Source organism: Inquilinus sp. KBS0705 (genome assembly GCA_005938025.2).
Lineage (GTDB): Bacteria > Bacteroidota > Bacteroidia > Sphingobacteriales > Sphingobacteriaceae > Mucilaginibacter.
The window spans coordinates 55,614-70,883 of record VCCI02000006.1 but is presented as its reverse complement, the minus strand read 5'-3'; the positions used below and the strand labels follow the sequence as shown (position 1 = coordinate 70,883).

Annotated in this window: 11 protein-coding genes; 4 read left to right on the top strand and 7 right to left on the bottom strand. The window is 45.5% G+C overall.

What is annotated here, in order from left to right; all coding sequences use genetic code 11:
* Window positions 1-166 precede the first annotated feature (166 nt).
* Window positions 167-2,545, top strand: a complete 2,379-nt coding sequence (locus tag FFF34_019305; protein ID TSD62683.1) for a glycoside hydrolase family 2 protein — start codon at window positions 167-169, stop codon at window positions 2,543-2,545.
* Window positions 2,546-2,608: 63 nt separating this feature from the next.
* Here the strand turns inward: FFF34_019305 and FFF34_019300 are convergent, their stop codons facing one another.
* Window positions 2,609-3,127: a DUF1905 domain-containing protein gene (locus tag FFF34_019300; GenBank protein ID TSD62680.1), complete on the bottom strand. Its 519-nt coding sequence runs from the start codon at window positions 3,125-3,127 to the stop codon at window positions 2,609-2,611.
* Window positions 3,128-3,214: 87 nt separating this feature from the next.
* Between FFF34_019300 and FFF34_019295 the strand changes: the two genes are divergently transcribed.
* Window positions 3,215-3,694, top strand: coding sequence for a nuclear transport factor 2 family protein (locus FFF34_019295; GenBank protein ID TSD62679.1), 480 nt, complete (start codon window positions 3,215-3,217; stop codon window positions 3,692-3,694).
* Between the two features lie 56 nt (window positions 3,695-3,750).
* Here FFF34_019295 and FFF34_019290 read toward each other — a convergent pair whose 3' ends face one another.
* From FFF34_019290 to FFF34_019275, 4 genes are all read right to left on the bottom strand, one after another.
* A complete protein-coding gene (locus FFF34_019290; protein ID TSD62678.1) occupies window positions 3,751-4,407 on the bottom strand; it encodes a hypothetical protein in 657 nt (218 codons plus the stop codon).
* Window positions 4,408-4,501: 94 nt separating this feature from the next.
* Entirely contained in the window at window positions 4,502-6,421 is a 1,920-nt protein-coding gene (gene nagB / locus FFF34_019285; protein ID TSD62677.1) for a glucosamine-6-phosphate deaminase, read from the bottom strand.
* 221 nt (window positions 6,422-6,642) lie between these two features.
* Window positions 6,643-7,806, bottom strand: coding sequence for an aminotransferase class I/II-fold pyridoxal phosphate-dependent enzyme (locus tag FFF34_019280; GenBank protein ID TSD62676.1), 1,164 nt, complete (start codon window positions 7,804-7,806; stop codon window positions 6,643-6,645).
* Window positions 7,807-7,808: 2 nt separating this feature from the next.
* Complete coding sequence (locus tag FFF34_019275) at window positions 7,809-9,155, bottom strand: amino acid permease (protein ID TSD62675.1); 1,347 nt, start codon at window positions 9,153-9,155, stop codon at window positions 7,809-7,811.
* Between the two features lie 101 nt (window positions 9,156-9,256).
* Here FFF34_019275 and FFF34_019270 point away from each other — a divergent pair, with 101 nt between their 5' ends.
* The gene (locus tag FFF34_019270) at window positions 9,257-9,910 is read left to right on the top strand and encodes a hypothetical protein (GenBank protein TSD62674.1); all 654 of its coding nucleotides are present in this window, start codon (window positions 9,257-9,259) and stop codon (window positions 9,908-9,910) included.
* Window positions 9,911-10,008: 98 nt separating this feature from the next.
* Entirely contained in the window at window positions 10,009-11,895 is a 1,887-nt protein-coding gene (locus tag FFF34_019265; protein TSD62673.1) for a type IIA DNA topoisomerase subunit B, read from the top strand.
* Between the two features lie 90 nt (window positions 11,896-11,985).
* On the opposite strand, the gene ftcD is transcribed toward FFF34_019265, so the two are convergent.
* Entirely contained in the window at window positions 11,986-13,671 is a 1,686-nt protein-coding gene (gene ftcD / locus FFF34_019260; GenBank protein TSD62672.1) for a glutamate formimidoyltransferase, read from the bottom strand.
* A gap of 157 nt (window positions 13,672-13,828) precedes the next feature.
* Window positions 13,829-15,052, bottom strand: a complete 1,224-nt coding sequence (gene hutI, locus FFF34_019255) for an imidazolonepropionase (protein TSD62671.1) — start codon at window positions 15,050-15,052, stop codon at window positions 13,829-13,831.
* Window positions 15,053-15,270 lie beyond the last annotated feature (218 nt).

Here is a 15,270-nt window from a genome sequence, read left to right as displayed (position 1 = left end):
CACGTTGTTTGAAGTAAGTTTTTGTTATATAATCAAACATTTGGCGGCTTTTGATTAAAAACTTCATTTCTATTTATTACTCATAATTGTATATTTAACATTTAATAAATCAATTATACCTATGTCATCTTTATTTACTCTTAAAAACGCAGGCAGGCTGCTTTTAATGCTATGCCTTACCATTAACTGTTACGCCCAGCAAACCCGCACAGTGGCCGATTTTGACAAAGGCTGGCAGTTCCATTTAGGCGATGTAAACGGTGCCGAAAACCCTGCCACGCCCGATAACGACTGGCGCAAGCTAAACCTGCCGCACGATTGGAGTATTGAAGGCACCTTTAGTAAAGATAACCCCGCCACACCCGAAGGCGGTGCTTTACCCGGTGGCATAGGCTGGTACCGCAAAACATTTACAGTACCCGCGGCTTCGAAAAACAAACAGGTATATATTGATTTTGACGGCGTATACCAACACAGCGATGTTTGGATAAATGGCCACCATTTGGGCTTTAGACCAAATGGCTATATATCGTTCAGGTACGATATGACGCCCTACCTTAACTTTGGCGGACAAAACGTAATTGCTGTTAAGGTAAACAACGCCGAGCAGCCTAATTCGCGCTGGTACTCGGGTTCGGGTATATTTCGCAATGTATGGCTGGTTACTACCAATAAAGTAGCAATAGACCATTGGGGAACCTATGTAACCACACCTGCCGTAAGCAATGCATCGGCTACAGTGGCTGTAGATGTAAGGGTAAAAAACCCTGCACACACGCGTTACGATGTACGCTACATTATATATGATGCAGCTGGTAAGGTAGCGGCTTTCGGCGGTTCGTCGCCGTCGGCGGCTGATGTTGCGGATACACTCGCTACCATGCACAATAAGTTTACGGTGAAAAACCCCGAGTTATGGTCGGTAGATAAGCCAACGCTTTACAAGGTGATTACACAAGTGCTGATAGGTAAAACAGTGGTTGATACCTACACCACCCCAATAGGCATCCGGTATTTCAATTTCGACCCATACAAAGGCTTTAGCCTGAATGGTAAGCCTATGAAGATATTAGGTGTATGCGACCACCACGACCTGGGCAGTTTGGGTTCGGCTATTAACACCCGTGCTTTGCAACGCCAGCTGGAGATATTAAAGGCGATGGGTTGCAATGGCATTCGTACATCGCATAATCCGCCTGCACCCGAGTTACTTGACCTTTGCGATAAAATGGGCTTTATTGTAATGGATGAGGCTTTTGATATGTGGAAGATGCAAAAAAACAAGTACGACTATCACCTGTTTTGGGATGAGTGGCATAAACGCGACCTGCAAGACCAGCTACTGCGCGACCGCAACCACCCATCGGTATTTATATGGAGCATTGGTAACGAAATTGGCGAGCAATACAGCCGCACCGATACCGTAGGCCGCGTTATAGCCCGCGAGTTAGCCGGTATTGTGCGCAGCCTTGATGCTACCCGCCCCATTACATCAGCTAATAACGACCCCAGCAAAGGCAGCAACATCATCGCCTCGGGCGCGCTTGATCTGATAGGCTATAACTACCACGAGGGCGAATACGCTAAATTCCACGAACGTTTCCCCGGCAAAAAATTTATCGCTACCGAAACTACTTCGGGGCTGGAAACCAGGGGTTTTTATGAAATGCCGTCGGACAGTATACGCATATGGCCCCCAACCTGGGATAAACCATTGGTGCGCGAAGGTAACAATGTGTCGGCTTATGACAACGTGCGACCACCATGGGGGTCAACCCACGAAGCTACCTGGAAAGTGATGAAGAAATACGATTTCCTATCCGGCATGTTTGTGTGGACGGGCTTTGATTACCTGGGCGAGCCTACGCCCTACAGTTGGCCATCGCGCAGTTCGTACTTTGGTATTATTGATCTGGCCGGTTTCCCTAAGGATATTTACTACATGTACCAAAGCGAATGGACCAACAAAACGGTGCTGCACATTTTTCCGCATTGGAACTGGGAGCCGGGCCAAACGGTTGACCTTTGGGCCTACTATAACAATGCCGATGAGGTTGAATTGTACCTGAACGGTAAATCGATGGGAATAAAAAAGAAAACCGGCGACGACCTCCATGTAATGTGGCGACTGAAATTTGAACCGGGCACCATTAAGGCGGTATCTCGTAAAAACGGAAAGGTGGTTTTAACTAAAGAGATACACACCGCAGGCCCGGCAGCCAAAATACAGCTAACCGCCGACCGCAGCAACATTAAAGCCGATGGCAAGGACCTATCCTTCCTTACGGTTACTATATTGGATAAAGATGGCAATGTAGTACCCAACGGCGATAATCGTGTTAAATTTACTGTAAGCGGCGGCGCATTGGTATCGGTAGATAACGGCGACCCGGTTAGCCACGATAGCTTTAGGGCCGATAATATGAAGGCTTTCCACGGCTTAGCGCTGGCAATTATAAAAGGCAGGGAAACACCCGGCGATATTAAAGTAGTAGCCACCGCTGATGGCTTAACATCGGCAAGTGTTGTTGTAAAGGCAAAATAATTTGGCTTTTAGTTTTCCGCAGGATTTCTCGCAGAGAGGCCCTGCGGTTACCTTAATAACCTCCTATCCTTCCCTCAGTCTTTTTTGTTCCCTTAGCATCATACCGTAATCCATGCGGCGTGCTGCGGCGTTAATGGTGTTTACTATGCGGTTAGCCCTGGTTTGTTCGGTTTTAGCGTCGTTTATCCATTTTATAAAATACCCCTGGTGCGATTTTGATAAGCCGCTAAAATATTCATACGCTTCAGGTTGTTCAAAATCAAAGCATTCCTGCAAATCGGCGGGCATTTCTATCTTAAAGTCTTTATCATGTTGTAACTGTACCCGCAGCATTGCGCCCTTGCTTTTGCGGATGGCTTTGCAAACTTCTTTACGCAATGCCAGTATAAAATTGCCGCCCCCATGCGGCAAAGCCGACATGCCGCTTACGGCATAATTATCTAAAAACCCCATAACACGAAACGCCCGCTTATTACCAGGCAGTATTTGTTGGGCAATATCGGCAGGTATTTCAATATAGGTCCAGCCAGTTTTGTCGCCAAACTCGCCAAACTGTAAAATAATAGTATTAAAATCTACCATACATTCAAATATATGCTATTGAGTAATGCAATTGTTAAATGTTTGTTAAATCGTGTTATTTAACGTTTTAGGCTGTAACGAAAGGCGATGTGGGCGCATCTTATAGATATAAAATTTACGAAAACCTTTAATTCCAATATTATGAAAACTTTAAAATCAATCATCCTTGGCCTTGCCCTTGTTGTAGTTTGCAATGCTGCAAAAGCTACCGAAAACGACAACGAAAAACTAACCAAAACACACGCCATTAATGTTTACCTGGATGCCATGACACGTGGCAAAAGCGATGGCCTAAACGAAGTGCTTGACCAGTCGGCTAAGTTTAGCTTTTTACGTGGTAAAAAGATAATGAGCTTCACCAAAAAAGAAATGACGGACTTTTTAAAAACCGAAAAAAATGTTGAGCAAGCCTGTACCACCAGCACCGAAGTGGTAGAAAGCAACGCCGACTTAGCCGTAATAAAAGTTGATATGAAATTTGAAAATTCTACACGCAGTAATTATGTAACTGTTGCTAACACCGGTAACGGCTGGAAGATAACAAACGTGTACAGCGTATTTAAGTAGGTTTATTAGTTTAGTGTTTGAGTGTGCAGAGAGGCCCCGGTTTACCGGGGCTTTTCTTATTTTACAAGGGGTTGTAAAACCGCCTGCCATTTATCGTACCCTTTGCTGTTTAAATGCAGCTGGTCGCCTTCAAACAAAGTGTTATCAGGCAGGTGGGTGTTGGCATCCAGCACCACACTGGCAAGGTCTACATAGTGCCCTTTTTTTGTTTTTGCTAAAAATGCCGCTACCAGTTTGTTGGCTGTGTTTACTTCGGGGATGTATTTAAGCCGGCTATTGCTTGGTTTTACGGCCATAAAGTAAACGTCTGCATTGGGTAGCTGTTTGTGTATCATATCCCATAGCTTTACAAACTCTTCGGCCACAAACGTGCCTGTTTTGCCTGCGGCGATGTCGTTATCGCCGGCATATACAAATATTTTACGCGGGTGGTAAGGGAACAGAATGTAAGGTGTATAAAAATCAACCAATTGTTCCAGCGTGCAGCCGCCAACTCCACGGCGTATAATGGGCACGCCGCTAAAACGCTGTTCCAGATCCGTCCATTTACGTATGGATGAACTGCCTATAAATAGTATGGCATCCTTCGGCGGGAAACTGATACTATCCTGGTGCTTAAAATCCCTTATCTCATTATCAAACGGAAAACCTTGCTGTGCTTTTGCGGTAATGCCTGCTATTGCTAAAACAAAAAATATCAGAAGCTTTTTCATAACTGTTATATAGATAAAACAAAAATTCCCGGCAGGCTGCTTAGCGTACCGGGAATACAAGGTAGATGTATTTTTATAAACTTAAAAAACTGTATTAATAATGATACCTAACAAAGGCTTCCATGGCGGCGTATTCGGCCATACCCAGCTTGTCGTAGTTTTGAGCGGTCTCGCGGTTGCGGTCTTCGGCACGTACCCAAAACTCGCGCATGTCATCACCCGGGAAAACCGGCGTATCTTTTTGCGACTGATGTTTAAATATAGCATTACGCTTGCGTAGCACTTCGGCAGGCGAAAGTGGTACGGCCATCTCTATCTCGTGGGTGGCAAACTCATGCCATGCGCCACGGTATAGCCACAGCCAGCAATCCTTTACCCAATCTTCGGTTTCCCTTAGGCGGGTTAGCGCCGCTATAATAATGTTAAAGCATACCAGGTGGGTACCGTTAGGGTCGGCAAAGTCGCCGGCTGCAAATACCTGGTGAGGTTTTATACTCTGCAATAGCTCCATGGTTAGTTTTACATCTTCTTCGCCAACCGAATTCTTTTGGGTTTTGCCAGTCTCGTAAAACGGAAGGGCCTGAAAATGGATATTGCTATCCGGTAACCCCGCATAACGAGCGCCCGATATGGCCTCAGTTTTGCGGATGAAGCCTTTTACATTGCGTATCTCTTGTGTATCTATCTGGTTGGGTTTCTTTTGGGCCATAAACGCGCGCATGTCTTTGTAAATGCCACGCAGCTTACCGGCATCCTCGCCCACGCTTTCTTTAAAGTCGATGGCAAACTCAACAAACCTCAGCACGTCATCGTCCCATACGGCGGTGTTGCCCGATGTTTGGTAGGCCACATGCACATCATGCCCTTGGTCTACTAAACGGATGAATGTGCCGCCCATGGATATTACGTCATCATCAGGATGCGGAGAAAACACGATAGATCGCTTTTTGGCCGGCTCGGCCCTTTCTGGTCTTTGGCTATCATCAGCACCCGGCTTACCACCCGGCCAGCCGGTAATGGTATGTTGTACCTGGTTAAATATATCGATGTTGATCTCGTAAACCGGGCCTTGTTCAACGGCCAGTTGGGCCATACCGTTGCTATTGTAATCCTCTTCGGTAAGTTTTAAAATGGGTTTGCCTACGGTGGTAGATAACCAAATAACCGCTTTCTTTTTTAATGAGTTATCCCAAACGCAATCCTTAACTAACCATGGTGTATCAAAACGTGTTAATGAAGATGCGGCGCCTTCATCTAACACAAATTCTACGTGGTCGCTTAGTTGCAGGTAGGTGGCGGGCACTTCGCTCGATATCTCGCCTTCTACAGCTTTGCGGATGATAGGTGCTTTTTTGGCGCTCCATGCCATTAATAAAATCTCGCGCGCTTTAAATATGGTACCAACGCCCATGGTAATGGCTTTGGTAGGTACGTTCTCTTTACCACCAAAATCACGCGAGGCATCACGGCGGGTAAGGTCATCTAAAGTAACCAGCCTGGTACCCGAGTTGGGTGCCGACCCCGGCTCATTAAAGCCAATGTGGCCGGTACGGCCTATACCTAACAACTGTAGGTCAAGGCCGCCTAACTCTTCTATCTGCTTCTCGTAGTTCAGGCAAAAGGTAGCTACCGCGTCCTGTTCCAGGGTGCCATCGGGGATATGCACATTGCTTTTATCAATATCCACATGGTCAAACAAGTTCTCGTTCATGAAGGTAACGTAGCTTTGCACCGCGTCGGGTTTCATGGGGTAATATTCATCCAGGTTAAAGGTGATCACGTTTTTAAATGACAGCCCTTCTTCTTTATGCAGGCGAATCAATTCGGCGTATACTTTTATAGGTGTTACCCCTGTTGCCAGACCTAATACGGTAGGTTGGCCGGCGGCTTGTTTTTGGCGTATCAGCTTGGCTATGCGTGCCGCTACAGCTAACGATGCGCTGCTTTGATCTTTGTATACACTTACCGGCAGCTTCTCGTACCGGGTTTCTTCTAAAAGGTTTAATCTGGCCATTTGAGTATCTATTCAGGTTGTTTTTATATCGTTTAGCAAGCAGTTAAAAACGGGGCAAAAAAAATCCCCACCGAAGCGAGGATTTTACCAACCAATTAACTATAAAATTTATATCCCTTACCAAGGATACCAATTATGCTTTTATTTAATGACTTTAATTTCATCATCAATGCAAACTTAATAAAGATAATCTATATAATCAAAATACTTTTTAAAAAAATTTAAAAAGATTGTTTTAGCGCTCTTTTCAGATCATTTATCAGGTATTCAGCCTCTTCCAGCCCAACATACATGCGTATGAGTTGGTGGCGCGGGTTGGCTGCATCGTAATCGTTTTTGCTGATACCTGCTATCGAGGGGATGATCAAACTTTCGTGCCCGCCCCATGATACCGCCATTAAGATATGTTTTAATCTATCGCAAAAAGTCTCGATCTTATCTAACGACGAATCTTTTAATGTAAAGCTAAACAAGCCGCCGCAGCCCTGCATTTGCTGGCGGGCCAGGCTGTATTGTTTAAAATCTACTTCAAAGGGCCATATCACTTTATCAATACGCGGGTGTTGCTTTAACCATGCAATTACTGTGCGCGTGGTTTCAAAACTGCGTTGCAGGCGCAAAGGCAAAGTGCGCAGGCCCCGTATCAATAGCCATGCCGAGTGGGGCGATAACGAAGCACCTATGTTTAAAAACTCGTGGTTAAATATCTGCTCTATTAAAGCCTTGCTACCTGTTACCACCCCCGCAACCACATCCGAGTGGCCGCCTATGTACTTGGTTGCCGATTGCGCTACCAGGTCTATCCCCATTTTTATGGGCTGCTGGTAAAGCGGGGTGCAGTAGCTATTATCCGTCATGGTTAAAATGCCGCGTTGTTTGGCAATAGCTGCTATGGCGGTAAAATCCTGCAGGTCGTAGCTAAAGGTGTTGGGGCTTTCCAGGTATATTAGTTTGGTATTTGGTTGTATGGCGGCTTCAATTGCCGCTGTGTTGGTGCCATCAACAAAGGTGGTGGTTATGCCAAATTTGGGCAAAAAGTTATTAAAAAGCTTTATTGTCCAGCTGTAAGGGTTCTCTACCGATACCACATGATCGCCTTGTTTAAGCAAAGCAAGTATAGGTACGGTAATAGCGGCTATACCGCTGCTAAATACCAGTGCATCTTCGGCGCCATCCAACGCGGCCAGCTTTTTTCGCAATATATTAAGCGTTGGGTTTTGCCCGCGCGAGTAAAGCATGGCGTCATACTCATCGGCCAGGGCCTCCCTAAAATGGGCCACGCTATTAAAGGTAAAATTGCTGCTTTGTATAATAGGCGGCGATACAGCGTTAAAGTAGCTTTCGCGGTCTTCGCCAAGCTCGTTAAGTATGTAGGATATATCCATAGTTATTCTTGCGAAAGTTTTGGTCGTTTTTTACTTGCCCCTAAATAGTAAATGCCTAAACCTAATAAATAAGCGGCCAGGCAAAGCAAAGCAGCATAGGGGTTCTCTTTAAAAGTGATGAATATGTTTATGGTAACAAACCAATACGACAGGATGAAGAGGGCCGGTATAAGCGGGAACAGCTTTATGGTGTAAATGCTGCTGATATCCATATCCTTTGTTTTTTTGCGGAGGATAAAAATAGCCAGGGCCGCCAGCGAAAGGCCAATGGTATCAAAAAACATTACGTACTTCAGCATCTCGCTAAAAGTGCCCACAAAAAACAGGATGACCAAAGCAGCCGCTACAAAAAACGTCATGCCAAATTCTTGCACCTGTGTTTTCTCGTTCACCTTTTTAAATATCGGCGGCAAAATGCCATCCTCGGCCATAGCATAATATACCCTGGGGTTAGCCAGTATATTTACGTTAACGTAAGCCAGTACCGATACAAACATTAATATTGATGTTATTTTAGAACCAATTGGCCCAAATATTACCCCCGCCAATGATGCCGCCAGCGTATGCGTATGCTGCAACCCGCCGATGCCTAATACCGCTACATAAGCATAATTAATAGCCAGGTAAAGTGTAATTACAGTACCTATCCCAAAAAATATAGCTTTAGGGATGTTGCTTTTAGGGTTAATGATATCGCCGCCAAAGTTGATGGTTTGCTGGTAACCGCCATAGGTAAAAAATACAGCCACCAGGCTAAGGCCAAACGCGGTTATTACATTACCGCTATGCGGCACAGCTACAATAGCCGATGCCGCTGTTGGCCTGTCGCTCATAAAAATAGCGATGCATAGCACCAATATCATGGTTACTTTAAAAATGGTTAATATATTTTGCGCCCTGGCACTTAATTTAATGCCTAAAAAATTAATGACATATAAAACCAGCACCGTAGCTATGGTAGTAATTTTGGTACCGGTACTGTTTTGAAAACTCTGCGGCAATAATATAGGGTTAATATACTCGGACCCTAATAGCGCAACGGCTGCTACAGAGGCCGCGTTGCTTATAACCAGCACCCAGTTTATCATAAAGGCAAATGCGGGGTGGTAACAGTACGAAAACACTTTATAAAAACCCCCGGTATGTGGGTAGCGCGCGCCAATCTCAGCAAAGGTAAGCGCGCCGCAAAGGCTTACAAGGCCTCCAAATATCCAGGCGCCAAAAAATATCCAGGTGCTGCCGGCCTTTACAGCTACATCGCTGGGCGAGCCAAATATCCCCATGCCTATTACCAGGCTTATCACTATCATAGTAAGATCGAAGCGGTTTAGGCGGGGGGTTATACTCATATTATCTGTGTGTTAATTTTTAATTTTAAATACCGGCAAAATCATCTTATTTAGAAATATTGACTATTTTTGAGTTGCCCTACTAATTTTTTTAAACTATTTTGAAGCAAATTAAACAATTATTACTTACGGGTATATGCTTGTTTTGTATTGTTCCTGCATTATTTGCACAGGACCGCAAAAAACCAGCACCAAAACCCGTTAAAAATATTGCAGGCGTTAGTCCGCAGCTTCAAGCTTTTTGGCTGTTGGCATCGCAGGCAAATGCTACCTTTATTTTTCCGGCAAGCTTTAAAGAGATAAAGGCACCAAATAATGAGGATCTCTCTTTTGATTATGCTATAGCGCTGCCGGGTAAAGAGTTTGAAATATGGTTCCAGGTGCGCTCGCAAAAAGAAAACTGGGCCAGCTATCAGCAAACATTAAATAACAAAAACGCCAGGCAGGCCAACCCCGACTCGTTATACCTGGGTATGGGCACCGCGCAGGCAGCGGCATTTACCGGCGAAACTGATTTTTTTACCCGCACCATACCCCCAAGCGTTTTGGCAAAATATAATGCCGATGTTGGTAAAAGCTACCTTTTAAACCTGGAAGATAACGCCGTTACAAAGCACTATAAGTATGCACTGTTAATTACGCTGCAAAAATTTCATACCGGCACCATTATGGCCGTTTGCCTGTCGAACGAGAAAGGCCCGGAGTTTTTTAAAAACATTGATAAGGCCAGCAACTGCATAAAGTTTAAACCATAGGCTTATAATGTTAATAAGTTAGCACATTTAAATACCGATTTAAGTGGCTGAATTCTATTTTTGCATAAAGGCGATCTCCGCATCTATTTTTATTACACATGGCAGAAACTACAAATTACGATGACGACAGTATCCGGTCGTTAGACTGGAAAGAACATATACGTTTAAGGCCGGGTATGTACATTGGCAAGCTGGGCGATGGCTCGGCTTTTGACGATGGCGTATACGTACTGCTTAAAGAGATTATTGACAACTCGATAGATGAGTTTGTAATGGGATCGGGCAAAACCATTGAGGTGAGCATGAGCGACCACAAGGTATCTGTACGCGATTATGGACGCGGCATACCTTTGGGTAAGGTGATAGATTGCGTATCAAAAATAAATACCGGTGGTAAATATGATAGCAAGGCCTTCCAAAAATCGGTAGGGTTAAATGGTGTGGGTACCAAGGCGGTTAACGCGCTATCTAACTCATTCACCGTACAATCGTACCGCGACGGGCGCACCAAACTGGCCGAATTTGCCAAAGGAGAACTGGTACGCGACGAGGCCGAAAAAGAAACCACCCAACGCAACGGTACAGCCATCAACTTTGTGCCCGACGATACCATTTTTAGGCATTACCGCTTTATACCCGAGTTTGTTGAAAATATGATATGGAACTATGTGTTCCTTAACTCGGGGCTTACCCTAAACTTTAACGGACAAAAATATTTATCGGAACGCGGCCTTTACGACCTGCTGGTACGCAACGCCGATGCCGAAAACCTGCGCTACCCTATCATCCACTTAAAAGGCGAGGATATTGAAATAGCCATGACGCACGGCCAATCATATGGCGAAGAATATTACTCGTTTGTGAACGGCCAAAACACCACACAAGGCGGTACGCACCAGGCGGCCTTCCGCGAGGCGGTGGTTAAAACCATACGCGAGTTTTACAAAAAAGAATTTGACGCGTCGGATATCCGTGCTTCTATTGTGGCGGCTATTGCCATTAAGGTGCAGGAGCCGGTTTTCGAATCGCAAACAAAAACCAAGCTGGGTTCGCAAAACATTGGCCCCGAAGGGCCGTCGGTACGTGGCTTTATAAACGATTTCCTTAAAAAGGAACTGGATAACTACCTGCACAAAAACCCGGCTACTGCCGATGCTTTACTAAAACGCATCTTACAATCAGAGCGCGAGCGCAAAGATATTGCCGGTATTAAAAAGCTGGCTAACGACCGCGCCAAAAAGGCATCGCTGCATAACCGTAAACTACGCGATTGCAAACTGCACTTTGATGATAACCACGAACGTAAGCAGGAAACCACACTGTTTATTACTGAGGGCGACTCGGCCAGCGGATCCATCACCAAATCGCGCGATGTGATGACCCAGGCGGTATTCAGTTTAAAGGGTAAGCCGCTTAACTGCTTTGGCCTTACCAAAAAAGTAGTGTACGAGAACGAGGAGTTTAACCTGCTGCAACACGCCTTGAATATTGAGGATGGTATTGATGGCCTGCGCTATAACAATATTGTAATAGCTACCGATGCCGATGTGGATGGTATGCACATCCGCCTGTTGCTGATGACCTTTTTCCTGCAGTTTTTCCCTGACCTGGTGAAGGCCGGGCACGTGTCTATCCTGCAAACACCACTATTCAGGGTGCGGAATAAGAAAGAAACCATTTACTGCTATAGCGACGAAGAGCGCCGCAATGCCATAGCCAAATTAGGTGTTAAGCCTGAAATAACCCGCTTTAAAGGTTTGGGCGAAATATCTCCGGATGAGTTTGGATTATTTATAGGTAAGGACATCAGGCTTGACCCTGTGTTTTTGAAGGATGCCAACATCAAGGCACTGTTGGAATACTTTATGGGTAAAAACACCCCGACCCGCCAGCAGCATATTGTAAATAACCTGCGGGTTGAGAAGGATGACGAAAGCGTAAACCCTTTAATAGCCACGCCTGAAGAGTTACCAATAGCGGTGTAAAGAAGATTTTAACCGCGGAGTGTACGGAGAAGGCGCAAAGATACGCAGAGAAAAACTCTGCGATCTTTGCGCCTTCTTTGTATTTAAATCTTAAACTATCTTACTATTAACCAACTCAATTATCTCTTTTTCCGCTACTATTGTTTTGGCTTCAATGTCGTTGCCACGGGCAATAATATCGGCGGTATAGGTTTTATCCTTATAGCCCTGCGCGTTTATCTTCACATTCATAAAAGCGCCTATCACTGCGGAGCGTACGCATAAAGCCGCCACACCGGCATCTGTAACCGAATTGGGGTTGCCGGTATTTACCATTGCCTTTATCAGCGCTAAGCTGTTATAAGCGGTTTCCATTACTTTAAATGGCACCTCAATTGCATATTTAGTAGCATCCTGTATGGCTTTATCGCGGGCGGCTTTTTCGGCGTCAGTACTTTTAGAAAGGCTGAATGCCTCCATAATTTTATTAAAAGCGGCAGTATCTAAATCAACTAATCGCAGTAATTCATCCTTGTAGGCCTGCCCCTGCTCTGCCCAGTCGCTAAACTCTTCCCAGCGGCTATCCCAACCTTTTTTATGCGAGGACAGGTTAGCTACCATTGTTGCCAAAGATGCGCCAAGCACGCCTAAATAGGCAGATATAGAGCCGCCGCCCGGTGCAGGACTTTCGCTCGCGGTTTCGTCGGCAAAGGCGGTAAGCGTCATGCCTGCTAACTTGCCTGATGCGGTATCGCGAAGCAAGTATTCAATTATACGTTCGTCGGGGTTAAAAGGCCCCAACTCATCTAAACCCATCGAATTAATAGCTATTTTGATCAGCTCTGCTTCGCTTACCCCTACCGAGCGCTGCTGCTTACGCAAAAAGTATTTGCCGGCATCCAGCATCGCCTTTAGCGGTATCAGGCCCACTAGTTCGCTGCCGGTTACGCGTATGCCGCGCTCATTGGCCTTTTTGCAAACCTCGTCAAAAGCTATATGTATAGGTGTTACCTCAATATTGGTAAGGTTCATGGATATTTGTGCTACGCCATATTCCTCTATATACCAACCAATAGCTTTTACACTTTTTAACGAGCCAGGTATAGATACAGGTTTGCCGTTTTCATCAGTAATCACCTTGCCTGTAACCGGGTCACCTTCTCGCATTACACGACCTGCCTCGCGCACATCAAAGGCTATCGCATTTGCCCTGCGGGTTGATGTGGTATTTAGGTTTACATTATAAGCGATCAGAAAATCCCTTGCGCCAATAACCGTAGCGCCGCGTTTGGCATCCATTTCAGCAGGGCCAAAATCAGGTTTCCATTCCGGTAATTTTATTTTTTTGAAGAAGCCCTCGTACTCGCCCGAGCGAATAACCGACAGGTTGTTGCGCTTTTTATCGGCCTGCGCATGTTCATATAAATATGCGGGGATAGCCAATTCTTCTCCCACACGGTTAGCCAGCTTTTTAGCGTATTCGGCAGTTTCGGCCATAGTGATGTTGGCTATCGGTATCAGCGGACAAACATCGGTTGCACCCATACGGGGATGCTCGCCTTTGTGTTTGCTCATATCTATCAGTTCACCCGCTTTTTTGATGGCTAAAAACGCTGCCTGTATCACCTGCTCAGGTTCGCCAACAAAGGTTACCACGGTGCGGTTTGTGGCCTTGCCCGGGTCTATATTCAGCAGGCGAACACCCTCAACCGATTCCACTTCATCTGTTATTTGTTTGATGATGGATAGGTTCACACCTTCGCTAAAATTGGGTACACATTCAATTAGTTGGTTCATTGGTTCAATTGTTCATTGTTCATTAAATTATTCCCTCCCCACGGGAGGGGTGTGTTGGGCGGAGCGATGGCAGGGAGGGGTTGTCGCGGCGACACATCGCATGTTAAATAACCCCTTCCTCCTCCTTCCCCAGGGAAGGAATCGCATAGCCCCCCTCTTATTTGCTACCGCCAATCCATACCTCGTCCGGTTTTAATTTACCCTGGTAATATAATATGTCGCGATAATCGTTTACGGGGTAAGCCTGCATATCAGCGTACATTCCGGATGCTAATATACCACGCTTGTTTAATTTTAAAGCTGCCGCCGCACGGTAGGTTAATCCTGCAAATACTTCGGCTGTAGTTAATTTTTCACCCGCGCTCATCACCGCTGCCTGCATCAGCAGATCGCCCATAGGTGCCGAACCGGGGTTCCAGTCGCTGGCAATGGCCAGGCAGGCACCGGCATCTAATAATTTACGGGCCGGTGTATAGGGCATACCCAAACCTAACGATGCGCCGGGCAATGCAACGGCTACCGTAGCAGAAGCTGCCAGTAGCTTTATTTCAGCTTCTCCGGAAGCTTCTAAATGGTCAGCAGATAACGCACCTGCTTCAACCGCTACTGCACTGCCGCCCGCTGTAAACTGATCGGCGTGAACGGTGATATAAAAGCCCATTTCTTTAGCTTTTTTAAGATAGGCGAGTGCATTTTTTGTATCAAAGGCGCTTTTTTCAATGAAAATATCCACCCTATTAGTCAGCTGTTCCTGTTTGATAACAGGCAACAGATTATCTGCCACATACTGCAAATACTCCGCCTGCGAGCCTGCAAAATCTCTTTGGACCATGTGGGCGGCAAGGCAGGTGGGTATTAAATTGGCTTTCGTTTGATGTGATGCCGCTTTTATAGCCCTTAACTGTTTTAACTCCTCCTCCAAACTTAAACCATAGCCGCTTTTTACTTCTATGGTGGTTACGCCTTCGGATAGATGGCGATTGGCCCTGTTCACTAATGATTTAACAAGCGTTGCTTCATCAGCTAAACGGGTTTGGGTAACGGTATCCCATATCCCACCGCCTGATTGGGCTATCTCCAGGTAAGTTTTACCCGCTATGCGCATTGCATAGTCTTTGGCCCTTGTCCCTGCATAGCAAATATGGGTATGGCAATCTATAAAGCCCGGCAGCAGTATTTTTTCGCCGGTAATTTCTTCTATTGGGCTTGATGGATTATCCTTTCGCAGCGTATCAAAATCGTCAACAGCCATAATCAGTCCGTCCGCTACCAGCACACCGCCGTTGGGTATGATGCGCAACTGCTCATCCCTCAGGGCACCTTTTAAAGGCAAGCCTGATAACGGCAAAATTTGTGTAAACGGACCAATTAGTTTTTTCATTTTATTTAATAAACCATGTCATTTCGAACGAGGTACGAGGAGAAATCTTGTTCATCGTACCAGGTTCGACACCTATCATTTGAACAAGATTTCTCACTATCGTTCGAAATGACATGTATATAATTGCTTTCACGGGAGATTGCTTCGTTCCTCGCAATGACGGTTTTTATTATGTGTCGCATCCGACCACTCACCAATCAACCATGCTCTACTTACCA